Genomic DNA, 25197 nt, shown 5'->3' on the forward strand with positions numbered 1-25197 from the left:
GGCCTTCTTGGCAGCAGGAGCTGCAGCCTTCTTCACAGCAGGTGCAGCAGCCTTCTTGACGGGTGCTGCCTTGGCAGTGGCCGTGGTTTTCTTCACGGTTTCAGCCTTGGGAGCAGCCGCCTTTTTGGCAGTGGTTTTCTTGTCGGTGGGGGCCTTGGTGGAGGCCGTCTTCTTCGCAGTTGCCATCATCTTCTCCTTCGTTGATTTGCACAAAACACTTCGGGGTACGGGGCTCCGAAGCGATCCAAAGCGATGTGGAGTGACGCATCGCAATGAACACGGAGACGCCCCACGCCGCAACACCATCGGTATTGCAAAAGCGTGAAGCGCGTCATGGTTCGCATTGTGCCTGCAGAGAAGCGATTAATCCCAGGAAAGTGCGCCGCCGGTTTGATACTCGATGACGCGTGTCTCAAAGAAGTTACGTTCCTTCTTCAAATCGATCATCTCGCTCATCCAGGGGAACGGGTTTTCCTCGTTGGGGAACAGGGCCTCAAGGCCGATCTGCGTGGCGCGGCGGTTGGCGATGTAGCGCAGGTAGCCCTTGAACATCGATGCGTTCATTCCGAGCACGCCGCGCGGCATGGTGTCCTCTGCGTAGCGGTATTCCAGCTCGACGGCCTTGACGAAAAGCGCCGTGATTTCTTCCTTGAATTCGGGTGTCCACAGCTGTGGATTTTCGAGCTTGAGCTGGTTGATCAGGTCGATGCCGAAGTTGCAGTGCATGGACTCGTCGCGCAGGATGTATTGGTACTGCTCGGCGGCGCCGGTCATCTTGTTTTGGCGGCCCAGCGCAAGGATCTGCGTGAAGCCCACGTAGAAGAATAGGCCCTCCATCAGGCAGGCGAAAACGATCAGCGACTTGAGCAGGGTCTGGTCGGTCTCGAAGGTGCCGGTCTTGAAGGCGGGGTCCATGATCGCTTCGATGAAGGGGATCAGGAATTCGTCCTTGTCGCGGATGGAGGGGACTTCGAGATAGGCGTTGAAGATCTCGCCCTCATCCAGGCCCAGCGACTCCACGATGTACTGGTAGGCGTGGGTGTGGATGGCTTCCTCGAAGGCCTGGCGCAGCAGGAACTGGCGGCATTCGGGCGCCGTGATGTGGCGGTAGGTGCCCAGCACGATGTTGTTGGCGGCCAGCGAATCGGCCGTCACGAAGAAGCCCAGGTTGCGCTTGATGATGCGGCGCTCGTCCTCGGTCAGGCCGTTGGGGTCCTTCCACAGGGCGATGTCGCGGTTCATGTTCACTTCCTGCGGCATCCAGTGGTTGGCGCAGGTGGCCAGGTACTTTTCCCAGGCCCACTTGTACTTGAACGGCACCAGCTGATTGACGTCGGTCTTGGCATTGATGATGCGCTTGTCGGCGGCATTCACGCGCTTGTGTGTGGTGCTCGGCGCAGCCTCCGCGCCGCTGGGCGTGTTCGAGAGGGTGGCGTCGTCGTCAAAGGTCAGCATTGCAAATTTCTCCGGCATGCCCTGGGGCATATGTTCAGTTCATTCGGTGCGAAAGAGTCCTCTCTTTCTGCTCCGGTCAATGTAGGACCATGGGTGGCCTGGCGTGTTGAGCAGGCCCAAGGTCCATGGCGAAGATCCTGCGCATGGCGCTGGCTGGCGGGCAGGGCGCGGGGCCTGCGCCGTGGCGAGGCCCCGCGCTGCGCGGCTTACTGGCAGGCTTCGCAGCCGGGATCGTCGATGGCGCAGAACTTGATGTCCGTCGCCGGTGCCTGGGCGCGTGCGGCGGCTGCCGCGGCTTCCAGGGCGCTGGAGGTGTTCACGGCGGCAGGCTGTGCGGCGGCGGCCGAGGGCACGGCGTTGAGCACGCGGCTTTGCACCGTGGACTTCTCGATGTTGGTGGCGCTGGTGGTGCGCAGGTAGTAGGTGGTCTTCAGACCGCGCAGCCAGGCCAGCTTGTAGGTGTCGTCCAGCTTCTTGCCCGATGCACCGGCCATGTAGATGTTCAGGCTCTGGGCCTGGTCGATCCACTTCTGGCGGCGCGCAGCGGCCTCAACCAGCCAAGTGGGCTCGACCTCGAAGGCGGTGGCGTACAGGCTCTTGACGTCCTGGGGCACGCGGTCGATGGGGCGCAGCGAGCCGTCGAAGTGCTTGAGGTCCATGACCATCACGTCGTCCCACAGGCCCAGGCGCTTCAGGTCACGCACCAGGTACTGGTTGATGACGGTGAACTCGCCGGACAGGTTGGACTTGACCGACAGGTTGCCGAACGAGGGCTCGATGGAGGCATCGACGCCGACGATGTTGGAGATGGTCGCAGTGGGCGCGATGGCCACGCAGTTGGAGTTGCGCATGCCGTGCTGGCCGATCTTGGCGCGCAGGGCATCCCAGTCCAGGCGCGAGGAGCGGTCCACTTCCACATAGCCGCCGCGTGCCTTCTCCAGCAGGTTCAGCGTGTCCAGCGGCAGGATGCCCTGGTCCCACAGCGAGCCCTTGTAGCTGGAGTACTGGCCGCGTTCCTTGGCCAGCTCGGTGGAGGCCCAGTAGGCGTAGTAGCAGATGGCTTCCATCGACTGGTCGGCGAACTCGACGGCCGCGTCGCTGGCGTAGGCGATGCGCATTTCATAGAGCGCATCCTGGAAGCCCATCAGGCCCAGGCCCACGGGGCGGTGGCGCAGGTTGGAGTCCTTGGCCTTTTGCACGGCGTAGTAGTTGATGTCGATCACGTTGTCCAGCATGCGCATGGCCGTGGTGATGGTCTTGCGCAGCTTGCCGTGGTCGATGGCGCCATCGACGATGTGGCGCGCCAGGTTGACCGAGCCCAGGTTGCAGACGGCGGTCTCGGTGTCGCTGGTGTTCAGCGTGATCTCGGTGCACAGGTTGGACGAGTGCACCACGCCGGCGTGCTGCTGGGGCGAGCGCACGTTGCAGGGGTCCTTGAAGGTGACCCAGGGGTGGCCGGTCTCGAACAGCATGGACAGCATCTTGCGCCACAGGTCCATGGCCGGGATGCGCTTGAACAGCTTGAGTTCGCCGTTGTCGGCCTTGGTTTCGTAGGCCTTGTAGGCGTGCTCGAAGGCGGCGCCGAAGAGGTCGTGCAGGTCGCCGACATCGGAGGGCGAGAACAGGGTCCAGTGGCCCTTTTCCATGACGCGCTTCATGAACAGGTCGGGAATCCAGTTCGCCGTGTTCATGTCGTGCGTGCGGCGGCGGTCGTCGCCGGTGTTCTTGCGCAGTTCGAGGAATTCCTCGATGTCCAGGTGCCAGGTCTCCAGGTAGGTGCAGACGGCGCCCTTGCGCTTGCCGCCCTGGTTCACGGCCACGGCCGTGTCGTTGACCACCTTGAGGAAGGGCACCACGCCCTGCGACTCGCCGTTCGTGCCCTTGATGCGCGAACCCAGGGCGCGCACGCGCGTCCAGTCGTTGCCCAGGCCGCCAGCGAACTTGGACAGCAGGGCGTTTTCCTTGATGGACTCATAGATGCCGTCCAGATCGTCGGGCACCGTGGTCAGGTAGCAGGAAGACAGCTGCGAGCGCAGCGTGCCGCTGTTGAACAGCGTGGGCGTGCTGCTCATGAAGTCGAAGGACGACAGCAGCTCGTAGAACTCGATGGCGCGTGCATTGCGGTCCTCTTCCTGCAGCGCCAGGCCCATGGCCACGCGCATGAAGAAGGACTGGGGCAGCTCGATGCGCGTCTTGCGCACGTGCAGGAAGTAGCGGTCGTACAGGGTCTGCAGGCCCAGGTAGTCGAACTGCTCGTCGCGCTCGGCCTTGATGGCGGCAGCCAGGCGGGGCAGGTCGTAGTTCAGCAGCTCGGGGTTGAGCAGCTCGTTGTCCACGCCCTTGCGGATGAAGCCGGGGAAGTACTCTGCGTAGGCCGCCTGGATGTCGGCCGGGTGCACGTCACGGCCCATGACCTCGCGCACGATCGTGTGCAGCAGCAGGCGGGCGGTGACGTAGGTGTAGTCGGGGTCTTTCTCGATCAGCGTGCGAGCGGCCAGGATGGAGGCCTTGAAGACTTCTTCGATCGGCACGCCGTCGTACAGGTTGCGCAGCGTCTCGGCGACGATGGGGGCGGCCTGGATATCGGCGTTGAGGTTGCGGCAGGACGCCTCGATCAGCGCCAGCAGGCGGGCCTGGTCCAGCGGCACGCGCTGGCCGTTGTCGGTCACATGCAGCACGGGCGCCGGTGCGGCGGCGGCAGCCGCTGCGGCCTCGGCGGCCTTCTTTTGCTCGGCACGTTCCTGGTTGCGGCGGTCGCGGTACAGCACGTAGGCGCGCGCCACGTCGTGGTGGCCGCCGCGCATCAGGCCCAGCTCGACCTGGTCCTGCACATCTTCAATATGGAAGGTGCCGCCGCCCGGACGCGAGCGCAGCAGTGCGCGAACCACGGCCTGGGTCAGCTCGTCCACGGTCTCGCGCACGCTGGCGGAGGCTGCGCCCTGGGCACCGCGCACGGCCAGGAAGGCCTTGGTCAGCGCGACGGCGATCTTTTGTGGCGTGAAGGGCACCACATCGCCGCTGCGGCGGATGATCTGGTAGCCGTCCTGCACGGACAGGTGATGGGCGGAGGAAGGATTGGCAGCATCACCGTGCGCAGCGGGAGCCAAAGAATTCAGTGCTTCTTGCATGAGTTTCCTCAACGGGTGTTTGTGGATAGAACGGACGCGGACCTGCACTTGGGGGCAGGCTTGCTGGGAGATGGAATCGGGGTCGGATGTGCACACCGTTTTCACAGGGTGTGCACAGCTTGTGAACACTAGATATGGTGTCCAGCGTGCTTCTGGGCACTACCTGTAGTGTATCGCCGTCTCATGTACACGGGGTACTCACAGCCGGAAAACCGCTGTTTGCGCTGCGCCAAACGGGTGCGCAACCTACAAGCCAATAGCAGCAAAGGCCCGCTGCGCGGTGGCTTGCGGGCGATGGTCCGCCGCAAGCCGCTGCAGCCTTGGCCCTGCGCCGGTCGGACCGCTGAAAGCCCCATGGACAGTGGGGCTGCGACACATGCGTGAATTTGTAAAAAATGATCAGGCAGCCGGTGTGTGCGCCTGGCGCGCCACATCGGTTGCTTTCTGGATTGACAGACCCTTTGTCCTCTGCCTGTGGACAAGCGGGGTTTTGCGCAAGATCTGGCGGTGCCTGCGATGAGGGTGTGCGCTTACGTGGAGGGCTGGCCCGCGCCCGGCGGCAGCTGCCAGTTCGCCGTGGCAGGGTGATGGGCCAGCAGCCCGCGCAGCCGGTGCCAGTCGAAGCCAGCGCCCGGATCGCATTTGCGGCCCGGCGCGATGTGCTCATGACCTGCGAGATGGGCCACGGGGTAGCGGGCCGCGATGGCGTTGCACAGGGCATCGAGCGCCGCGTACTGGGCCGGCTCGAACCGCAGGCCCTCCAGGCCTTCGAGTTCTATGCCGATGGAGTCGTCGTTGCAGCGGTCACGGCCCCGCCAGCAGGAAGCGCCTGCATGCCAGGCGCGCGCATCGCAGTCCACAAACTGCCAGACCTCGCCCTGGCGCGTGATGAAGAAATGCGCCGACACCTCCAGGCCGCGTATCCCCTGGTAGTAAGGATGGGCGTCCCAGTCGAGCTGGTTGGTGAACAGTTGCTGGACTGCACCCGTGCCGTACTCGCCGGGGGGCAGGCTGATGGAGTGCACGACGACCAGATCGACCAGTGCCTGGGCCGGGCGCTCGCCAAAGTTGGGCGAGGGCAGGTGGCGGGCCTGCTGCAGCCAGCCGCCTTGCCAGGTCCAGGCCGGGGCCTGGGTGGCTTGCGCCTGTGGATCAGGACTCGCCATGGCCGCCTCCGTCCGTATCCGCGCTGGCATCGCCGGGCAGGGCGATGTTCAGCCGGTCGATGCGGTAGCGGATCTGGCGCAGGCTCAGGCCCAGGCGCGCGGCGGTGGCCGTGCGGTTGAAGCCGTTTTCCTGCAGCGCCTGCACCAGGATGCTGCGCTCGCGCTCGTCCAGCCAGGCCTGCAGGTCGCGGGGCAGGTCGGCATCGGCTGGCTCTGGCGATAGCGGGCTGCCTTGCGGCAGGGGGCGCGAAGGCGAGAGCGGAGGAGAGGGCGAGGCGGATGCAGGCGGTGCGGGCGGGGCTGGTGGCGTGCCGCAGGGCAGCTGCATCTCGGGATCTATGCGCAGCGGTCCGTCCTCGCCCAGCGTGATGGCGCGGTGCAGCAGGTTCTCCAGTTCACGCACATTGCCGGGCAGGGGCAGGCGGGCGATCTGCTGCACTGAACGCTCGTCGATCTCGGGCATGGGCAGGCCGGATTCCTGCGACAGCCGTGCCAGCAGGGCGCGGCACAGGGCAGGCAGGTCTTCGCGGCGTTCGCGCAGCGGGGGCAGCAGTACCTCAATGACATTGAGGCGGTAGTACAGGTCCTGCCGGAAGCGCCCCTGCTGCACATCGGCAGCCAGGTCGCGGTGGGTGGCGCTGACGATGCGTACATCGGCCGCTTCCTCCTGTGCGGAGCCCAGGGGGCGCACGCGGCGCTCCTGGATGGCGCGCAGCAGCTTGGCCTGCATGGCCAGGGGCAGGTCGCCGATCTCGTCCAGAAACAAGGTGCCGCCGCGCGCAGCCTGGAAGTAGCCGTCGCGGTCCTGGGTGGCGCCGGTATAGGAGCCCTTGCGCGCGCCGAAGAACTCGGCCTCCAGCAGGTTTTCGGGAATGGCGCCGCAGTTCACGGCCACCATGGGGCCATGGGCACGCTGGCTGCAGGCATGCAGCGCGCGGGCCACCAGCTCCTTGCCAGTGCCCGACTCGCCATGCACCAGCACCGGCGCCATGCCGCGGGCCACCTTGGCAATGCGCTGCTTGACGGCCTGCATGGCGGGTGACTCGCCGACCATGGCGTCCAGTGCGCCGCTGCCGTTGAGCACCGGGCTGGCGGCGGGAGAGGCCGAAGGGCTGCGCGCCGGCATCACGCCCGGGGCCGGCACACCGCCCACGCCCTGGGCGGCCGAGGCCACGACCAGGCGGAACTGCTTGAGGTCCACGGGCTTGGTCAGGTAGTCGAAGGCGCCTGAGCGCAGGGCCTCGACGGCGTTCTCGGCGGAGCCGTAGGCCGTCATGACCACGCAGCGCTCGCGCCGCTGCTGGCTGCGCAGGTCCTGCAGCAGCTCCATGCCCATGCCGTCGGGCAGGCGCATGTCGGTGATGACCACGTCGAAGCGCTGGGTCTGCAGCTGCTCGCGCGCCTCGCCCACGCTGGCGGCGGTTTCCACGCGGTAGCCTTCACGCAGAAGGGTCAGTTCATAGAGGGTGCGCAGATCCGGCTCGTCGTCCACGACAAGGATCGATGCGGTAGCGGGCAGGGAGTTCAAAGGCATCACACCACAATCTGATCAAACAGGGAGGCCGGCAGGGCCGAGGCCGGGCCGGCACGGAACACGATGCTGAAGGCATTGCCCTCGACAGGGCCGTGCGGCGTGGGCCGCGACAGCCGCTGGTAGCTGATGCTGGCATCGTAGCGCTGGCACAGCTCGCGGCAGATATACAGGCCCAGGCCGCTGGAGCGGCTTTCCGAAGAGAAGAAGGGCTCGAACAGATGGCGTTGCACCGTGGGCTCCAGCGCGGCGCCGTCGCTCCAGACCTGTAGCCAGATCTGGCCGCCGGCCGGCGCGCCGGTCAGCACCTGCAGCGTGTGTGGCTCGTGGGCGTTGCTGCGGTAGCGCCGGGCGTTGTCCAGCAGGTTCACCAGGATGCGGCGCAGATGCTCGCCATCGAACACCACGGTCTTGTCCCTGGCGTCCAGCAGGAGCTGGATGCTGTGCGCGGGCTGGCCCTGGGCCTGCCATTCCTGGCAAACCTGGGCCACATGCTGGTCCAGGGCCAGCAGGCCGGCATGCGCCTCGCCAATGTGCTGCTGGGCCCGGGCGATGTTGAGTACGTCCTCGACGATGCGTGCCAGGCGCTCGGCATTCTGGCCCACGATGCGGCACAGCTGCTGCTGGGCCGGGTCCTGCGCCAGATCCTCGGCCAGCAGGGCATTGGCCTGGGTGATGGCGGCCAGCGGATTGCGGATCTCGTGGGCCACGGCGGCCGACATGCGGCCCATGGAGGCCAGCTTTTCCGTGCGCAGCCGCGCCTCCATCTCGCGCAGATCATGCAAAAAGACCACGCACAGCTGCTGCAGCAGTGCGGGCTCGGCCGCGTCGGCGGCCTCGGATGGGGTGGCGACCTCGGTCAGCCAGGTGCGCAGGTGCAGGCCCGTCATGCCTTCCTGGCCGATGGACTGCAGATGGATGGCGGCCGAGATGGGCAGGTTCTGGGCAAAGCTCTGGGCCACGGCGTCCTGCAGCCGCTGCCAGCCGGAATGCTCCTTGAGGGCGAAGGGCAGGGCATGCGCGTCGGCCAGCCCCAGCAGGTGCAGCGCGGCCGGGTTGGCCTGCTGCACGCGGAACTGGGGATCGACCACCAGCACGCCTTCGCCCAGGTGGCGGATCACCAGGGCATTGACCTGTTCCTGCGTCTGGGCCTTGCGGCTGCTGTGCTGGGCCAGGTGGCGCTCGCGCCGCACGCGGCGTGCCAGTTCGTGCGTCAGATAGGCCACCGCGAAATAGCCTGCGCAGGCAAAGCTGGCCTGGTAGTAGGCCTGGGTGCTTTCTATGCGGCCTGCCACGTCCTGCCATGCCACCCAGCCCAGGGTCAGCAGCGTGACGCTGGCCGTGGTGGCCAGGGCCAGCGTCAGATTGCCCAGCACGGCCGAGATCAGGATGGGAATGGCCAGCAGGGCCGAGTAGTTCAGCGGCCCGGTCTGCAGCATCTGCAGCAGGCAGATGACTGCGATGTCCACGCCGATCACGGGCAGCCAGTGCACGCCGGCGCGGGGCGAGGGCGGCTGCGCGCGTGCCGTCAGCCGCAGCAGCAGCGTCAGCCCCAGGTAGCCCAGGCAGACCAGCCAGACCAGGGAATTGCCGCCGGGCTGCACGCTGAGCAGCGCCAGCTGCAGCAGCAAAAGCGCAGTGGCGATGAGCACGCGGCCGGTCAGGAAGCCCTGCCATAGCCGGACAAAGGGGGCGTTGGCGTCGTGCGGCGACTGCGCCGCGGCCTCGTCGATGGTGGGTGGCTGGGGGGGGGCCGCGTCCTGCATGCTCAGCGCCGTTGCGCCAGGGTGCGGTGCTCTGCGCTGCAGTAGCTGCGGCCGGCCGCCTCGATGGCCTCGCTGCGCGGCAGGTGCAGGCCGCAGTGCGCGCACTCGACCATGTCCTGTGGAGCCGCCAGCGGCGCATTGGCCGGGTTGGCCGGGTTGCGCGGCGCAGCGGCCTGGCGCCGCTCGCGGGCCTCGGCACGGCGCTGGCTGCGCCAGACGCCGACGGCAATGATGATGACGATCAGGACCAGCAGGTACTTCATGTGGTGCGCTCCAGCAGCACTTCCATGACGAAGCGCGATCCCGCATAGGCCAGCAGCAGCAGCAGGGCGCCTGCATAGAGCATGCGCACGGCGCTGCGGCCACGCCAGCCAAAGCGCGCACGGCCGATCAGCAGCACGGCAAAGGTCAGCCACGACAGCAGCGAGAACACAGACTTGTGGTTCCAGACCCAGGCCTTGCCATAGAGCTGCTCGCCGAACAGCCAGCCTGCGGCCAGCGTGGCCGTGAGCAGCACAAAGCCTGCGGACACGAAGCGGAAGGTCAGGCGCTCCAGTGTGAGAAGCGGCAGGCCGCTGTCATGGCCACCGCCGCCCAGCCGCATGTGCTGCTCGGCGCGTGTCATCAGCGAGGCGTGGACCACGGCGGCCGCGAACAGTCCGTAGGAGGCAATGCCCAGTGCCAGGTGCAGCGGCAGCCAGGGCGAGGCGTTGACATGCAGGGGCGTTCCCGGAAACAGCGCGGCCATGAGCACGGCGGCCGTGCCCAGCGCTGACAGCGCCAGCTGCGCGCGCATCTTGGGGAACAGCTGCTGCTCGACGCCATAGACGGTGAGCACCAGCCAGGCCGTCATGGACAGGGCCGGTGCAAAGCCGAAATGAGGCTGCTCCCCGAGCAGTCCCCAGGCCAGGGCCAGGGCGTGGAGCACCCAGGCCAGGCGCAGGGCAATGCGGGCGCCGGCCTGGCTGATGCGTCGGGCGCCGGCGGCTGGCACGGCATAGGCCACGGCTGCGGCAAGCGCCAGCATCCAGCCCAGGGGCGATACGTTGGCGGAAATCAGGGGGACGGAGAGCATCTTTCAATGATAGCTGTGGCTTTCCCGCCGCCGGTTGTGCAGGCTCAGAATCCGGGTGCCATGCCGTGGTTCGGCGCGCATTTTCAGGGCTCCACGGCTGCCTCGATGCGATTGCGCCCCTGGGCCTTGGCCTGGTAGAGCAGGCCGTCCGCCTTCTGCAGCCAGGTTTCCAAAGGCGCGGCAGACGGCTGCCGCACGGTGAGTACGCCGCAACTGACGGTGAGCTGCGGCGCCGTGGGAGAGGCGGCGTGGGCGATGGACAGGCGCAGCACTTCCTGGCGGAAATGCTCGGCCATGGCCGGCGCATCGCTTTCGCCGGGGAGGATGAGCGCGAATTCCTCGCCGCCAAAGCGCGCTGCCAGGTCGTAGGGCCGGCGCGCATGGCGCTGCAGCGTGGCAGCCACGGCCTTGAGCGCCTCGTCCCCCTGCAGATGGCCATAGCAGTCGTTGTATTGCTTGAAGTGGTCTATATCAATGAGAGCCAGGCCCACGGGCTCGCCCGTGCGCAGGCTGCGGCGGTAGGCGCGCTCCAGCACGTCGTCGAAGTGGCGCCGGTTGGCCAGGCCGGTCAGCCCGTCCACCATGGCCAGGCGCTCCAGGGCCTGGCGCTGCAGGGCCAGCCGTATCTGGTTGCGCACGCGCACCTCGACCACGGCGGGGCGTATGGGCTTGGAGACATAGTCGGCCGCGCCCAGGCGCAGGCCGTATTCCTCGGCCTCGGCATTGCTCTGTCCGGTGATGAAGATGACGGCGATATGGGCGGTGCGCTCCTGCGCGCGCAGCGCACCCAGCACCTCGTAGCCGTTCATGCCGGGCATGGCCAGGTCCAGAAGGATCAGCTGCAGGCGGTGGGCTTCGCGGTGGGCGATCACCAGGGCGCCAGGGCCATCCTTGGCCAGCAGCACTCGGTAGTGGGGGCTCAGCAGCTCGGCCAGCATGCTGCGGTTCAGCCGCTCGTCGTCCACGATGAGGACCGTGGGCAGCTCCGACCCGGTCAGGGCGTCAAGCATCTGCAGCTCCCTGTAGGGCCATCCGGTTCGCGGCCATGCTCCGCGCCAGCTGATCGAGCGCCTGCAGCGCAGCCTCGGTTTCCAGGGACTCGGTGCAGCGCTGGATGCGCTGCAGCACGGACGCATGGCGCCCGCTGACCAGGGGCCGCAGCCGTTCCAGTTCGGCCACGGCGGCATAGTCGCTGTCGGCAATCTGCAGCCGCAGCCGAGCCAGCGTGGATGAGACTTCCTCTGCGGTCATCGGCTGCCGCTGCGGCTGCTGCGAGGGCGCAGCGCTGGACACCGTGGCCAGGGGTGGCAAGGCCGCCTGCCTGGACCGCACGGCGATTTCCGCCAGCAGGCCCTGCAGTCCATCGGCCAGCGCCTGGACCAGGGATGGCAGATCACCGCTGGGCCGGGCATTCCCGCCATTGCCGTCGCCTGACATGCAGGCATGCGCGCCGGTCTCGGCCATGGCCGACCATTGCTCCAGCAGGTTCGCGCCCAGGTAGCCCAGGCTGCCCTTGAAGGTATGCGCCAACGACGCCACGGTTGCCCAGTTGCCGCTGCGCACGGCGCGGCGCAGCTGTTGCGGCGCATCGGCAAAGTCCTGGGCAAAGCCTTCGATCGCGTGCAGCATGCGCGGCGATTGGCTGGCAAGGCATTGCCGCAGCTGCACAGGATCCCAGGCCGGGGCAGGGGTTGGCGGCGTGGGCTGGAAGGGCGGGGCCGGCGCAGGCGCTGCCGTTGGCGGGGGGGCTGCGCGCAGGCAGCGCTGCAGCGTCTCGTACAGCAGCACATCGTCAACGGGTTTGGTCAGATGGGCATTCATGCCTGCGGCCTCGATCCGGGCGCGCTCCTCGACATAGGCCTGTGCAGTCAGCGCGATCACCGGAAGATGCCGCAGCGCGCTGCGCGTGCGCAGGGCGCGCGTGGCACTGAGGCCGTCCATGCCGGGCATGTGCACGTCCATGAGCACGGCATCGAAAGGCTGGCTGTCGAGCAGCTGCAGCGCCTGCAGACCGTCTTGCGCAGTCTGTACCGATATGCCTGCCTGCTCCAGCAGCTCGGTGGCCACCTCGCGGTTGAGCACGTTGTCATCCACCACCAGCACCCTGCGCCCAGGCAGGCCCGGGTAGCGCTGCTGTGGCGACGGGCCGGCCGCCGGGTCTTCAGGCTGGGTCGATTCGGGGTCCCGCAGCGCCTCCCGGATGGAGGACCTCAGTGCCGATGCGGTCAGGGGCTTGATCAGCAGGCCCCGCAGGCCAAACTGCGCGGCACGCAGCTGCACTTCGTCGCGCCCGAAGGCCGTGACCATGAGCGCAGCCGGGGTCTTGACCAGGTCCTGTCGCTCGCGCATGCGGCGTGCCAACTCCAGTCCGTCCATGCCGGGCATGCGCCAGTCCAGCAGGGCCAGGCCATAGGGAGATTCCTGGCGTGCGGCCTCTTGAAGCATGCGCAGCGCCTGCATGCCGTCCGCCGCCGTATCGCAGCGCATGCCCAGTTTGCGCACCATGGCGGCCAGCGCCTCGCGCGCGCTGGCGTTGTCATCTACGATGAGAACGCCCGTGCTGCCCAGGTTGTCGTGGCCGTCCAGCAGCGCATCCGTGGCAAGCCGGACCTTGGCCGTGAAGCGGAAGTCGCTGCCCTGGCCGGGCTGGCTGCACACGCCGATCTCGCCGCCCATGAGCTGCACCAGCCTGTGGCAGATGGCCAGGCCCAGACCGGTGCCGCCGTGGCGGCGCGTGGTCTGGATGTCGGCCTGGGTGAAGGGCTGGAACAGCCGCTCGGCCCGCGATGCATCCAGGCCTATGCCGGTGTCGCGCACGCTCACGCACAGGTGGTGCAGGGGCGCTGCCGTGGTGTCCGCATCGGCATCCGCAGGCGCGTCCACCGCCGGCGGCTCCAGATACAGGGAGATCACCACCTCGCCATGCTCGGTGAACTTGATGGCGTTGCCGACCAGGTTGGTCAGCACCTGGCCCAGGCGCATTGGGTCGCCGCGCAAACGGGGCGGCAGCTGCGGGTCCAGCGCATAGACCACTTCCAACCCCTTTTCCTCTGCGCGCAGCGCCGTGGAGGCCGTCACGGTCTCCAGCACATCGTCAAGGGCGAAGTCCACCTCCTCCAGCGCCAGCATGCCCGCCTCTATCTTGGAGAAATCGAGGATGTCGTTGATCACGGCCAGCAGGGCGCTGGCCGAGCGCTCCACCTTCTCCAGGTAGCCGCGCTGGCGCGATGTCAGCGCGGTCTGCTGCACCAGGCGCGTCATGCCGATGACGGTATTCATGGGTGTGCGGATTTCGTGGCTCATGATGGCCAGGAAATCCGATTTGGCGCGTTCTGCCGCTTCGGCGGCTTCCTTGGCCTGATGCAGCGCCTGCTCGGCCTCGCGCTCGCGGGTGATGTCCAGCATGATGCCGTCCCAGACCATGCCCTCCTGACAGCGCCGGGGGGCCGAGCGGCAGCGCAGCCAGCGGATCTCTCCGTCGGGCTTGAGCACGCGAAAGCGGCAATCGAAGACCCGCAGCGTATCGATCGAGCGTTGCATCATCCCCTGGTAGAGCGGCAGGTCCTCGGGATGGATGGCATTCAGGTAGACCTGCCGATCGGCCATGATGGCGTGGGCCGGCACGCCGATCAGGTTCTCTATGCCGGCGCTGATGTAGCTGAGCCGCAGTTGCGTCAAGCCGCCTTCCAGGCGGTAGATGGCGCCGCTGGGCAGGTTGTCGGCCAGGGCTTCGAGGCGCATGCGTGCGTCCTCGCGTTCGGACAGGTCCTGCAGCGTGCCGCTGAGCGCGACGATGCGGCCTTGCTCGTCGCGCAGGGCCCGGCCCATGAGGCGGGCAGCGAACTGCCGGCCATCCGGGCAGCGCTGGACCACATCGATGCTGTAGGACTGGCCGGTGCTGATGCACAGATCCACGGCAGCGGCGAGCCGGGCAAGATCCTGCGGCCCGAGCATCGCGCGCAGGGCATGGCGCGTCAGTGGCGGACCCTGGGAGTCCAGGCCGTTCATCACATACATCATCTCCGAGGCCTGAAAGTGCCCGGTGTCCAGTTCCCATGTCCAGCTGCCCAGGCGCGCCAGCTGTTCAGCCTGGCGCAGCACGTCGTAGCTTTTTTGCAGTTGGGACTCGGTCTGGCGCATGAGGGTGATGTCGCGCGCAATGCCCAGCACGCCCACGGTCCGGCCCTCGGCATCGCGATAGGGAATCTTGGTGGACTGGAAGATGCGGCGCTGCCCGTCGACCAGCAGATGATCGTCCATCACCACGGGCGCATCGCTGTCCAGCACCCGGTGGTCGCCGTCGGTGAAGCTGCTGTCGGAGAAAAGCTCCTGGTCGGTCTTGCCCACGATGTCTTCGGGCGCGCGCCCGGCAAAGCGCGCTGTGGCGGGGTTGGCGAAGGTGTAGCGGCCCTGCCGGTCCTTGGCGAAGACCAGGTCGGGCGTCTCGCGCATCACGGTCTCCAGCAGGCGCGTCGAGTCCTGCCACGGCCAGGTGCGGTTTTGCAGGTGCGGCTCAAGCTGCGCATTGGGCTGGCCGATCGGCTCGTCCTGGCCGGTGCGCTCGCTGAGGTCGTGCCAGGTAGTGAAGAAAAGCCGCCTGCCCGACAGTGACAGGCAATGGACATGGATCTCGGCGGGCAAGCTGGTGCCATCGCGGCGGGTCAGCCGGCCTCGCAGACGGGCCTGGCTGTCCACGACCATGTCCCGCCAGAAATCACGCGGCCGTCCATCCAGGTCCAGCCACACGTCCATGATGCCCAGCCCCAGCATGGCGGCCTTGTGATGGCCCAGGCTGGCGCAGGCCTGGGCATTGGCATCGAGCAGGCCGCCCTGCTCGTCAAACAGAAGAAAACCGTCGGGCACACGGTCCAGGAACTGGCGATACGGCGTATCAGGCATGAAGACTCCCAGGCGGTAGCAAGCCAGCATTGCGGAATGTGATAGCCATAAACTATGGAAACATTGCGCATGTTACTGCTGGCCGGTGCCTGCCGTGGGGCACGGAAGGCCGGTACTTACCCCGGCAGGGGCAGCGGGTAGAATCATCGGGATCTGCAGGGTCCGTGCCGCGACCCGGCCCCACTTGGCCACCTGGCCCCGGCTGGCTCGCTGCAGCACACCTTTTCCTTTCCGACGACTCCAGTTCCTCCCCGCTTATGGCCTCCGCTCTGACCGACAAACTTTCGCGACTCGTCAAGGAGATGCGCGGCCAGGCCCGCATCACCGAATCCAACGTGCAGGACATGCTGCGCGAAGTGCGCATGGCCCTGCTCGAGGCCGACGTGGCCCTGCCCGTGGTGCGCGACTTCGTTGCGCGCGTCAAGGAAAAGGCGCTGGGCCAGGAGGTGCTGGGCTCGCTGCAGCCGGGCCAGCTGCTGGTGTCCATCGTCAACAAGGAACTCGCCGCCACCATGGGCGAGGGCGTGGCCGACATCAACCTCAACGCCCAGCCGCCGGCCGTCATCCTGATGGCCGGCCTGCAGGGCGCCGGCAAGACCACGACCACGGCCAAGCTGGCCAAGCACCTGATCGAGCGGCGCAAGAAGAAGGTGCTCACCGTGTCGGGCGACGTGTACCGCCCCGCCGCCATCGAGCAGCTCAAGACCGTGACCGCCCAGGCCGGTGCCGAGTGGTTCCCTTCTACGCCCGACCAGAAGCCGCACGACATCGCCGTGGCCGCGCTGGACTACGCCAAGCGCCACTTCTTTGACGTGCTGCTGGTCGATACGGCCGGCCGCCTGGCCATCGACGAGCTGCTGATGGCCGAGATCAAGGATCTGCACGCCACGCTCAAGCCGGTCGAGACCCTGTTCGTCGTCGATGCCATGCAGGGCCAGGATGCGATCAACACGGCCAAGGCCTTCAAGGAAGCGCTGCCCCTGACCGGCATCGTGCTGACCAAGCTCGACGGCGACTCGCGCGGTGGCGCGGCGCTGTCGGTGCGGCAGATCACGGGCGCCCCCATCAAGTTCGCCGGCGTGTCCGAGAAGATCGACGGCCTGGAGGTGTTCGACGCCGACCGCCACGCGCAGCGCGTGCTGGGCATGGGCGACATCGTGGCCCTGGTCGAGCAGGTCACCAAGGGCGTGGACATGGAGGCCGCGCAGAAGCTGGCCGAGAAGGTCAAGAGCGGCGACGGCTTCGACCTCAACGACTTCCTGGCCCAGATCCAGCAGATGAAGCAGATGGGCGGCCTGTCCAACCTCATGGACAAGCTGCCGGCCCAGCTCACGGCCAAGGCCGGCCAGGTGGACATGGACAAGGCCGAGCGCGAGATCCGCCGCAAGGAAGGCATCATCTGCTCCATGACCGCCAAGGAGCGCAAGAAGCCCGAGATCATCAAGGCCACGCGCAAGAAGCGCATTGCCGATGGCGCGGGCGTGCAGGTCCAGGAAGTCAACCGCCTGCTCAAGGAGTTCGAGCAGATGCAGGAGATGATGAAGAAGATGAAGGGCGGCGGCCTCATGAAGATGATGAAACGCATGGGCGGCATGAAGGCCATGAAGGGAATGATGGGCGGTGGCGGCGGCATGCCCAAGCTCCCGTTCTGATGGGCACCGCCTGAGCCGCCGGGCCGCGCGCTCTTTCCCGCCAAGCCGCAGCGCAGCCTGCGGCTTTTCTTTTGGCCGCGAGGGCTTTGTGAGAACATGCAGCGCCATGAAGGCTGGTGTTTCGACTTCCCTTGCAGTGTCTCCGGTGACCGGGGCGCGGCTCTCGCGCCGTGACTGGGGTCTGCTGGCGGCCGCCGTGCTGCTGGCTGGCTGCTCGTCCGCACCACGCAAAGGCTCGGGCCCGGCGCCGGTGCCTTCGCCGCAGGCGCTCAATCTGGACGGCGAATTGCGCGAGGCGCTGCTGGCGCGCACCATGCTTGTGGTCAACACGCCCTATACCTACGGCGGCAATTCGCCCGAAGGCGGTTTCGACTGCAGCGGCCTGATCCAGTGGGCCGTGGGCGGCATCACCGAAAACCGCCTGCCGCGCACCACGGCGCAGTGGGCGCAGTTCAGCAATCCCGTGGGCAGCCGCAGCCTGCAGCGCGGCGACTTCGTGTTCTTCAATACCCTGGGCTCGCGCTATTCGCACATGGGCATCTTTGTGGGCAACGGCCAGTTCGTGCATGCACCGTCCAGCGGCGGCACGGTGCAGCGCGTGCGCATGGACAACATCTATTTCGCCAAGCGCTTCACCGAGGCGCGCAGCATCTTCGCCTGAACGCTGGCCGGGCGACGGGTTTGAGCCGGGTCTTCAATCGATGAGTCAATCAAGATTCCAGGGAAATCCAGGGTGTCGGAATGCGTAACAAGCTCGAATTCGCACTGCGCCTGCGCCAGGCCATCGAGGCTGCGGGACTGGAGCCCCGGCCCAGCGTGCTTCTGAAGCTGTTCAATTCCAGTTACTGGGGGCGGCCGATCTCGTTCCAGGCGGTCTCGCGCTGGCTGAACGGCGAGGCCGTTCCCGAGCAGGACAAGCTGGTGCTGCTGGCGGGTTTGCTCGAGGTCGAGCCCGATGTGTTGCGCTATGGCGAGTCGGCCCACCGGTCCCCGCCGTCCCTGCCGTCGCCGCTCGAATGCCAGGAGCCGGGCGTGGGCTATCTCGAACGCGAAACCTTCGATGCCTTTCTGAAGCTGCCCGCGCCTCAGCGCCAGGTGGTGCGGGAGGTGATCCTCACCTTCGCCAAGGTGCATGGCGAAGGCTGAGCACCGGGCAGGGTAGGCAGCACAGGCGGCGCACCCGCCTGGCGGCAGTCACCGGACGGCCTGCTGCTGCCAGGGCATGGCATGCCAGGGGTGGCGCGGATCGGCCACCCACTGCTGCACTTGCTCGGGCGTCACGCTGCGCCCCAGCACGTCGGCGCGGCCACGGGCCAGCCACTGGCTGCGGCCGCGTGCGTAGGCCTGGCCGAAGGCCTGCCAGCTGTCAAAGCAATCCCGCGCGCGGCATGCGTTCAGGTGCAGGATCTGCTGGTGCAGGGCCTCGTCCACCCAGCCCAGCAGCCAGGCGCAGCGCACATGGAAGGCCACGCGCGCGCAGGCAAAGGCCATGGCGGCATGGGGATCGTCACCGGCCTGCAGGCGCTGCAGGTCCAGCGTGAACCAGCGCTGGCGCAGGCCATCGGGCAACTGGCGTGCGATCTGGGCATCGTCCAGGTCGGTGCGCAGGCCCAGGTGGTGCAGCACCATGGGGCGCAGCTGGGTGGTCAGGGCGGAGTCGGCGCCGTTGAGCTGCCGGTCCGCAAAGCCGCCCTGGATGGCGTGAAAGGCCATGGGATGGGCCAGGGCCAGGGCCCAGTCCAGTGCCGCGTCACCGCTGCGGTAGCTGCTGAAGTCGCCGCGTTGGCGCGACGCACGCATGCGCCGCAGGCCGGCGCGCACTGCCCACCAGAGCAGTGCAGACAGCACAACAAGGGTGAAGGCGTTCATCGCGGATTTCCTGTCCTGCCCGGTGTTCCCGGCGATCCCGGCGATCCCGCCCGGCGCCGCGCCAGCTCCAGCGACTGCTGCAGGGCCGCGCTGCGCGGCATGCGCTCGAAGGCGGGCACGGGCACGGTGTCGCGGCGTGCCGCGACCAGCCATTGCATCAGGGGCGACCGGATGTCCAACTGCACCAGCAGCGCCGGGTGGGACTGCAGCAGCCACAGCTGCTCGGCCTCGGTGTGCAGCTCGCTGGCCGCGCACCAGGCAGCCGCGCTGCCCGTGGCCAGCAGCTGTGCCGGTCGGCGCACGATGCCCATGGCCAGGGCGTCCGCTGGCGCCTCGCCATCGGTATCGAGGTGATTGAGCAGGGCCAGCACATCGGCCAGGTAGCGCGCAATCGGCGGGCGGTTCTGCTTGCCCTTGATCTGGTCGATGCGCAGCCGCCCGTCGTCCCGCACCTGGGCGCTGACGGTGATGCGCGGCTGGGCCGTGCCCGTGCGGTAGCTGAACAGCCGCAGCCGGCCCTGCTCACAGGCTTCGGCGTAGTGCTCGCCATAGCCGCCGCGCAGTGCGCCGCGCTCGCTGAACTGGCCCAGGCAGTGGCGCATCATCTGGCTTTCATAGGCCATTTCGGCGCGCAGGTCCCGGCTTTGGGCATCGAATTCGACGAAGACACCCAGCTGGCCACGCAGCAGCGGGCGGACGGCGCCGGGCCGGTGCTCGGCCCAGCCGCTGTCGCTTCTCCGGGCGAAGGCCAGGTGCTCCAGCGTCCAGCGCGCCAGCGCCTGCGGGCAGTTGATGCGCTGCAGCTTGCCCTCCAGCGCGGTGCCGCGCCGGGTGGACAGGAACTCCAGCAGCCGGCTCTCCAGCGCCAGCAGGGGTGCGCTGTCGGGCTCCACCCACCACAGCGGCGCGCTGCCGTCGGCCGCAGGCCTGTCCGGTGACAGCGGCTGGCGGGCCGCATGTTCGCGCAGGCGCTCCAGCGCCCAGGCGGCAGGCTCGGCGCGCCGGTGCAGGCGCAGCAGCTCGGCCTGCGTGGACACGGGCTGCACGGCAGGCGGATCGGCTTCGAGGTTGCCGATCACATGGCGGTAGAAGTGGTTGGCCAGCCAGGCGGCGATCTCCTCGCTGTCGCCGCGTGCGGCGCTGCGCTCGCGGATGCGCTGCTTGATGGCCGGCGCATTGACCACGTCGCGCGGCCGATAGGCACTGGCGGCGTTGGCACCGGCGCCCGGGTTCACCACAGCTTCCACCAGGGCTTGCTGTCCGAGCGCAGCTTGAGGCAGCGCTTGAGGCCGTCCTTTGCCATCCTGTGCTCGGCCTCGCCGTCGTCGGGCGTGAGCTTGGCGATGGCCTCGCGGTGCAGGGCCACGGCCTGGTCGATGGGGCCGCAGCTTTCCATGGCGCAGGCCAGGCGGCGCAGGGTGTAGCACTCGCCCAGGGCGCGCACTTCGGGCAGCAGGGCGTCCAGGCGCGGGCGCACCAGTTCGCCATGGTTTTCGGAGAAGAAGTCGAGCAGGGACATCAGTGAGGCCAGGTAGTCGCGCCGCTGTTCGCGCTGGTCGTCCTCGTCCAGTTCCTCGAACCACTGGTCCAGGCGCTCCAGCCAGATGCCGATTTCGCCTGCGCGGCCCAGCTGGTAGAGCGCCAGCGCCGCGCTGGGGAAGTAGTCCGTGGGGCAGTGGCGGCTGTAGCCGTAGTCCTGGGTGAAGTGCCACAGCTGCTCGGCCGCCGTGACGATGCCGGGGCGGTCGTCACGGCGGATGGCGCACCACAGCAGGCCGTCATGGTGTTCGGCAAAGGGGCTGCTGGACAGGCCCTTGTGGTGCAGGGCCGCCGCCTCGTCATAGCGCTGCTGCGAGCGGTATTTGATGGCCAGGTTGTTGCAGAGCATGGAGTAGACGTGCAGGTGCGCGTCCTTGTACCGGCCCTGGCCGGTGGCCCAGAAGGCTTCGAAGCGGGCCAGGCCCTCTTCGTAGTAACGCTGCACCAGCGGCTCGCGCACCTCGTCGCCCGGCACCTGCCGGCCTTCGCCCATGAGGGAGGCCAGGTCGTCCTCGTCGTCCAGGGTCACGCCCGCTGCATAGCACCAGTGGGCGCCATGGCCCTGCGCAAAGGGGCGCTGCAGCGCCTGCGCGGCGGGCAGCACGGCGAAGCGCGCGGCCCAGAGCATGGGCAGCAGCTCGGAGTTGGCGTGCCGGGGCTGGTCGGTCACGCCGCGCTCCAGCAGAGGCAGGGCCTGCTCCCATTGGCGGTCCTTGGCCAGGCGCCAGCCGTCGATCAGGTCCAGCAGAGGGTGGCCGGGCGCCTGGGTGCGCGCCAGGGCCAGGTAGTCGTCGGCGCTGCGCGGAGCAGCCGGGCTGTCTTCCAGGATCTCCTGCATGTCGGAATCCAGTCCCGCCCAGGCCAGGATCAGCGCCCAGGCCGGTGCATGGGCGGTGTCGCTGTCCACTCTGCGCAAGGCCAGTTCATAGCCCTGACGGGCCGATCCGGGGCGGCTGTGCAGCACGCTTTCCAGCGCCAGGTCCGCCGCATCGGCCAGGCGGCCCGCCTCTTCCAGCCACTGCAGCACCAGGCCGCTGAAGGCATCGTCGGAGTCATCCACCAGGCCGAAGCGGCCCAGCGCAGCCAGCTGCAGCGCGGCCTCGGGCTGGCCCATGGCATGGCAGGCCATGGCCTGCAGCCGGGCCGCATGGACCTTGCGGTGCGTGCGTACCGCCTGCGATGCGGCGGGGCTTTCGGTGCGGGCCAGGTGCTGCTCCGCCGCCATGAGCACGGCCGGAACGCTTTGCGGGGCCAGCGGCAGGACCTCGCGCGCAAGGTGCAGCCAGTCGTCGAAGTCCACGTTCTGCTCTGCATCGGCCTGGGTCAGCAGCGCCGTGGCGGCCTGCACCTGGCGCACGGTGGCGGGCACATCGCCGCGCAGACGGGCCAGCTCGGCCTTGCGCAGGCAGGCACGCGCATCGCGGCGCGCGGGGGAGGCCTCGCCATCCGGGTCGCTGCGTTCGTGGCTGCGCTGCAGGTCCACGCCTTGCTCGGCCAGCTCCCAGGCCTGGGCTTCGCGGGCCAGGTAGTGCCAGCCGTTCCAGTAGCGGTAGGGCTCGCTGGTGTGCGGCAGCCGGCCCATGAGATCGGCAGCGGGCGCGAGCAGGGCCACGCCGCCTTCACGGTCAAAGCGCAGCCGGCTCTGGATGTCGCTGAGCGCCAGGCTGGCCGTGGCCAGCAGGTGGTTGTCGCCCTGCAAGGGTTGCAGCGTGGCAGCGCGGTGTTCGCGCAGCAGTGCGTTGGCGGTTTCGGGCCGTTCCAGGTCCAGCCAGAGATCGTGCAGACGCTCCAGCTCGCCCACCGTGGCCGGGGCGAAACGCTGCTGCGAGAGCAGCTCCATGACGGCCGCCTGGCGTTCGGCCGGGGCGATGGGGCTGGCATCAGCCTCCTGCTGCAGCAGGTCGTGCGCTTGGTCCATGAAGGCATGCAGGGCTTCGCCCTCAAGGACGGCCTGGGCGGTGGCGGGCTGGGAGGTGTTCATGGAATCGATAGCAAGCAAGCGAAGCTGGAAAAGCCATGCAGGCCGACGGACCTCAGGGCGGCGACCCCGCGATGCTAGCGGGCCGGCCGGCACCATGCCAGAGTGGTCGGGCTGTTTTCACGTCCTGTTACACGCAAAAAAGCCCGGCATTGCCGGGCTTTGGTTACGCAGGAGGTCGCTGGGCCGCCGGGGCCGGGTTGGGCTCAGTGGCGCACCACGACTTCGCCGCGCAGCGTGAAGGTGCGGGCCTCGGTGATCTTCACATCGATCATCTGGCCGATCAGGCGTTCGTTGCCCGGGAAGTTGACCACGCGGTTGCACTCGGTGCGGCCCATGAGTTCGCTGCCGTCGCGCTTGGACAGGCCTTCCACCAGCAGGCGCTGCACCGTGCCCACGCGCTCGTCGCTGATGTCCTTGATGTTGTTGTTGATCACGGCCTGCAGCTCCTGCAGGCGGCGCAGCTTGACCTCGTGCGGCGTGTCGTCGTGCAGGTTGGCGGCCGGCGTGCCGGGGCGGGGGCTGAAGATGAAGCTGAAGCTGTTGTCGAAGCGCACGTCGTGGATGAGCTTCATCATCTTCTGGAAGTCTTCCTCGGTCTCGCCGGGGAAGCCCACGATGAAGTCGCTGCTCATGGCCATCTCGGGCCGGATGGCGCGCAGCTTGCGGATGGTGCTCTTGTATTCCATGGCCGTGTAGCCACGCTTCATGGCCATGAGGATCTTGTCGCTGCCGTGCTGCACGGGCAGGTGCAGGTGGCTGACCAGCTTGGGCAGCCGAGCGTAGGCCTCGATCAGGCGCGGCGTGAACTCGTTGGGGTGGCTGGTGGTGTAGCGGATGCGCTCGATGCCGGGGATCTCGGACACGTATTCCAGCAGCAGGGCAAAGTCGGCGATCTCGGCCGTGTCTCCCATCTTGCCCAGGTAGGCGTTCACGTTCTGGCCCAGCAGCGTGACTTCCTTCACGCCCTGATCGGCCAGGCCGGCGACCTCGATCAGCACGTCCTCGAACGGGCGGCTGACTTCCTCGCCGCGCGTATAGGGCACGACGCAGTAGCTGCAGTACTTGGAGCAGCCTTCCATGATGGAGACGAAGGCCGAGGAGCCTTCCACGCGCGCGGGCGGCAGGTGGTCGAATTTCTCGATCTCGGGAAAGCTGATATCGACCTGGGGCTTGTGCTTGGCGGCGCGTGCATTGAGCAGCTCGGGCAGGCGGTGCAGGGTCTGCGGGCCGAAGACCACGTCCACATAGGGTGCGCGCTTGATGATTTCCTCGCCCTCCTGGCTGGCCACGCAGCCACCCACGCCGATGAGCACGCCGCGTTCCTTCAGGTGCTTGTAGCGGCCCAGGTCGCTGAACACCTTCTCCTGCGCCTTCTCGCGCACCGAGCAGGTGTTGAACAGGATGAGGTCGGCCTGCTCGGGATCGTCGGTGGACTCGTAGCCCTGGGCTGCGCCCAGCACATCGGCCATCTTGTCCGAGTCGTACTCGTTCATCTGGCAGCCGAAGGTTTTGATAAAGACTTTCTTGGACATGGTGGGGTTCCGTCAGGCAGCCGCCGCACTGCAAGCGGCGGTCTGCAAAAAATGAAGGTGGCTCGGCCAGGGGGCGGCGTGCCCCATGGCCGGGCCGCTGCGGCCTGCGAGGCGCGGGCCGCGTCAGCCGTGTACGTGCTGTGCGCTTGCTGTGGTGTGCGCGGTGCTCAGTTGAAGATGCGCTGCAGCATCGACTTGGGCTTGTAGTGCTTGTCGGCCTCGGCCTTGGTCAGGATCCAGGCCTGGTGCAGCCACTGCGTCTGCGGCTCGATCACATAGCCCACCACGAGCTTGCTGCCCCGGTAATTGATGGCCTGCACCAGCGTGCGTTCAGGGCTGAACAGGCGAAAGCCCGGACTGGTGCGAATGGTCTTGCCGTCGATCTCCACCTCGGGGAACTGGGTCACGACCAGCTCGCCGAACTGGGCCTGCGGCGGGAAATTGCGCGTCTCGTTGGACGGCAGGCCCTGCGCGGCCACGCCCAGGCTGGCGCAGGCCAGGCCGGCGAGCAGGGCGCCGGCACACAGGCGGCGGGCGGGAGAGAAATGGGGCTTGCAGCGGTTCATGGTGTACATCCAGGGGCTGAACCCGCGATTCTACGAACTTGCCGCCGCGCAGGCGCGGCACTCGGGCATTGGGTCAGGTGCGGCCCGGCGCATACAGCACCGCCTTGGGCGGGCGGCACAGGCCCCAGAAGCGCAGGCCGATCAGTTCGGCCATCTGCACGCCCATGGCCGTGGGTGCGGAGATGGTGGCCAGGGCGGCGATGCCGACCTTGGCGCATTTGCGCACCAGCTCATGGCTGCCGCGGCTGGAGAGCACGACAAAGCCGGCCTCGCCCAGGCGGCCTGTGCGGGAGAGGCGGCCGACCAGCTTGTCCAGCGCGTTGTGGCGGCCCACGTCTTCGAGCACATCCGTCAGTTGCCCGTCCAGCCCTGCCCAGCCTGCGGCATGCACGGCGCCGGCTTCGGCGTTGAGCAACTGCAGCGGCGGCAGTGCCGCGATGGCTGCGCACACCGTGGTGGCATCGACACGGGCGATCCAGTCATGCGCGGGCAGGGAGTCGAAGGACAGGTCCAGCGCCGCGAAGCTGTCCACGCCGCAGACACCGCAGCCCGTGCGCCCGCTCATGCTGCGGCGCCGGTCCTTGAGGCGGGCGAAGCAGCGCGAGGCCACGTCCAGCTGCACCTCGATGCCGTCCATGCCGGCCGGCAGGCCTGCGGCCTGTGCAGCCACGGTGCGCACCTCGATGCCGTAGCAGTCGGCAGCGCTGTCCAGAATGCCTTCGGTGAGCGCAAAGCCCAGCGCAAAGTCTTCCAGGTCCGAGGGCGTGCCCATCATCACGGCATGGGAGATGCCATTGAACACCAGGGCGATGGGGACTTCGCTGGCCAGCACCTGCGGCTCGGCCTGGATGCTGACGGCGCCGCCTTCACCGAGCCGGTGGCGCGCCACCGCATGCGTGCGCAGCGCGGCAATGGCAGGCGGGGCGGCGCATGCAGCATCTGCTGCGCCGGGGCCTGCGTCTGGGGCGGGGACGGGTGCGGGGGCGTGTTCGGTGGTGGCGTTCATGGCGTGGGCCGCGCAGGCGGCTTCCGCATGAT

The 25197-nt window shown here is 67.8% G+C and carries 18 protein-coding genes and 1 pseudogene; 4 read left to right on the plus strand and 15 right to left on the minus strand.

Translation table 11 applies throughout. The features are described from left to right. Positions 1 to 325: pseudogene (locus DA1_RS30870) on the plus strand (hypothetical protein); the annotation flags it as partial. Between the two features lie 38 nt (positions 326 to 363). Here DA1_RS30870 and DA1_RS11910 read toward each other — a convergent pair. The 9 genes from DA1_RS11910 to DA1_RS11950 all read right to left on the minus strand — a co-directional run bounded on the left by DA1_RS11910 (position 364) and on the right by DA1_RS11950 (position 15020). Next, positions 364 to 1455 (minus strand): ribonucleotide-diphosphate reductase subunit beta, encoded by a 1092-nt coding sequence (locus DA1_RS11910; RefSeq protein ID WP_012203430.1) that lies wholly within the window; start codon positions 1453 to 1455, stop codon positions 364 to 366. A gap of 206 nt (positions 1456 to 1661) precedes the next feature. Beyond that, on the minus strand, positions 1662 to 4583 hold the full coding sequence (locus DA1_RS11915; RefSeq protein WP_034390517.1) for a ribonucleoside-diphosphate reductase subunit alpha: 2922 nt from the start codon (positions 4581 to 4583) through the stop codon (positions 1662 to 1664). Positions 4584 to 5113: 530 nt separating this feature from the next. Continuing rightward, positions 5114 to 5749 carry a 1,6-anhydro-N-acetylmuramyl-L-alanine amidase AmpD gene (gene ampD, locus DA1_RS11920; RefSeq protein WP_013804091.1) on the minus strand — a complete coding sequence of 212 codons (636 nt, stop codon included), beginning with the start codon at positions 5747 to 5749 and terminating at the stop codon, positions 5114 to 5116. After that, positions 5736 to 7283: a sigma-54-dependent transcriptional regulator gene (locus tag DA1_RS11925; protein ID WP_034390522.1), complete on the minus strand. Its 1548-nt coding sequence runs from the start codon at positions 7281 to 7283 to the stop codon at positions 5736 to 5738. Before DA1_RS11925 ends, ampD begins: the two co-directional genes overlap by 14 nt. After that, a complete protein-coding gene (locus DA1_RS11930; RefSeq protein WP_034390525.1) occupies positions 7283 to 9046 on the minus strand; it encodes a sensor histidine kinase in 1764 nt (587 codons plus the stop codon). Before DA1_RS11930 ends, DA1_RS11925 begins: the two co-directional genes overlap by 1 nt. A 2-nt stretch (positions 9047 to 9048) precedes the next feature. Then, a complete protein-coding gene (locus tag DA1_RS11935) occupies positions 9049 to 9309 on the minus strand; it encodes a PP0621 family protein (protein ID WP_012203435.1) in 261 nt (86 codons plus the stop codon). Further along, a complete protein-coding gene (locus tag DA1_RS11940) occupies positions 9306 to 10121 on the minus strand; it encodes a cytochrome C assembly family protein (RefSeq protein ID WP_012203436.1) in 816 nt (271 codons plus the stop codon). The genes DA1_RS11935 and DA1_RS11940 overlap by 4 nt, the downstream gene beginning before the upstream one ends. Before the next feature lie 83 nt (positions 10122 to 10204). After that, entirely contained in the window at positions 10205 to 11131 is a 927-nt protein-coding gene (locus DA1_RS11945) for a GGDEF domain-containing response regulator (RefSeq protein ID WP_034390527.1), read from the minus strand. After that, positions 11124 to 15020: a response regulator gene (locus tag DA1_RS11950; RefSeq protein WP_034398176.1), complete on the minus strand. Its 3897-nt coding sequence runs from the start codon at positions 15018 to 15020 to the stop codon at positions 11124 to 11126. The genes DA1_RS11945 and DA1_RS11950 overlap by 8 nt, the downstream gene beginning before the upstream one ends. A gap of 257 nt (positions 15021 to 15277) precedes the next feature. Here DA1_RS11950 and ffh point away from each other — a divergent pair, with 257 nt between their 5' ends. The 3 genes from ffh (at position 15278) to DA1_RS11965 (ending at position 17818) form a co-directional block, all read left to right on the plus strand. After that, a complete protein-coding gene (ffh, locus tag DA1_RS11955; RefSeq protein ID WP_012203439.1) occupies positions 15278 to 16672 on the plus strand; it encodes a signal recognition particle protein in 1395 nt (464 codons plus the stop codon). Between the two features lie 106 nt (positions 16673 to 16778). After that, a complete protein-coding gene (locus DA1_RS11960) occupies positions 16779 to 17333 on the plus strand; it encodes a C40 family peptidase (protein WP_034390530.1) in 555 nt (184 codons plus the stop codon). An 80-nt stretch (positions 17334 to 17413) separates the two neighbouring features. Next, entirely contained in the window at positions 17414 to 17818 is a 405-nt protein-coding gene (locus tag DA1_RS11965) for a helix-turn-helix domain-containing protein (protein ID WP_034390534.1), read from the plus strand. A gap of 48 nt (positions 17819 to 17866) precedes the next feature. Here the strand turns inward: DA1_RS11965 and DA1_RS11970 are convergent, their stop codons facing one another. The 6 genes from DA1_RS11970 to fdhD form a co-directional block, all read right to left on the minus strand. Continuing rightward, positions 17867 to 18541, minus strand: a complete 675-nt coding sequence (locus tag DA1_RS11970; RefSeq protein WP_034390537.1) for a DUF1266 domain-containing protein — start codon at positions 18539 to 18541, stop codon at positions 17867 to 17869. Then, a complete protein-coding gene (locus tag DA1_RS11975; RefSeq protein WP_034398180.1) occupies positions 18538 to 19776 on the minus strand; it encodes a hypothetical protein in 1239 nt (412 codons plus the stop codon). Before DA1_RS11975 ends, DA1_RS11970 begins: the two co-directional genes overlap by 4 nt. Beyond that, the gene (locus tag DA1_RS11980; protein ID WP_034390540.1) at positions 19773 to 22061 is read right to left on the minus strand and encodes a tetratricopeptide repeat protein; all 2289 of its coding nucleotides are present in this window, start codon (positions 22059 to 22061) and stop codon (positions 19773 to 19775) included. The genes DA1_RS11975 and DA1_RS11980 overlap by 4 nt, the downstream gene beginning before the upstream one ends. A gap of 203 nt (positions 22062 to 22264) precedes the next feature. Continuing rightward, positions 22265 to 23593, minus strand: a complete 1329-nt coding sequence (miaB, locus tag DA1_RS11985) for a tRNA (N6-isopentenyl adenosine(37)-C2)-methylthiotransferase MiaB (protein ID WP_012203445.1) — start codon at positions 23591 to 23593, stop codon at positions 22265 to 22267. A gap of 167 nt (positions 23594 to 23760) precedes the next feature. Continuing rightward, positions 23761 to 24159, minus strand: a complete 399-nt coding sequence (locus DA1_RS11990; RefSeq protein ID WP_034398183.1) for a hypothetical protein — start codon at positions 24157 to 24159, stop codon at positions 23761 to 23763. Between the two features lie 73 nt (positions 24160 to 24232). Then, complete coding sequence (gene fdhD, locus DA1_RS11995) at positions 24233 to 25165, minus strand: formate dehydrogenase accessory sulfurtransferase FdhD (RefSeq protein ID WP_034390543.1); 933 nt, start codon at positions 25163 to 25165, stop codon at positions 24233 to 24235. Positions 25166 to 25197 lie beyond the last annotated feature (32 nt).

It is taken from the genome of Delftia acidovorans NBRC 14950, assembly GCF_001598795.1.
Taxonomy (GTDB): Bacteria; Pseudomonadota; Gammaproteobacteria; order Burkholderiales; family Burkholderiaceae_C; genus Comamonas; species Comamonas acidovorans.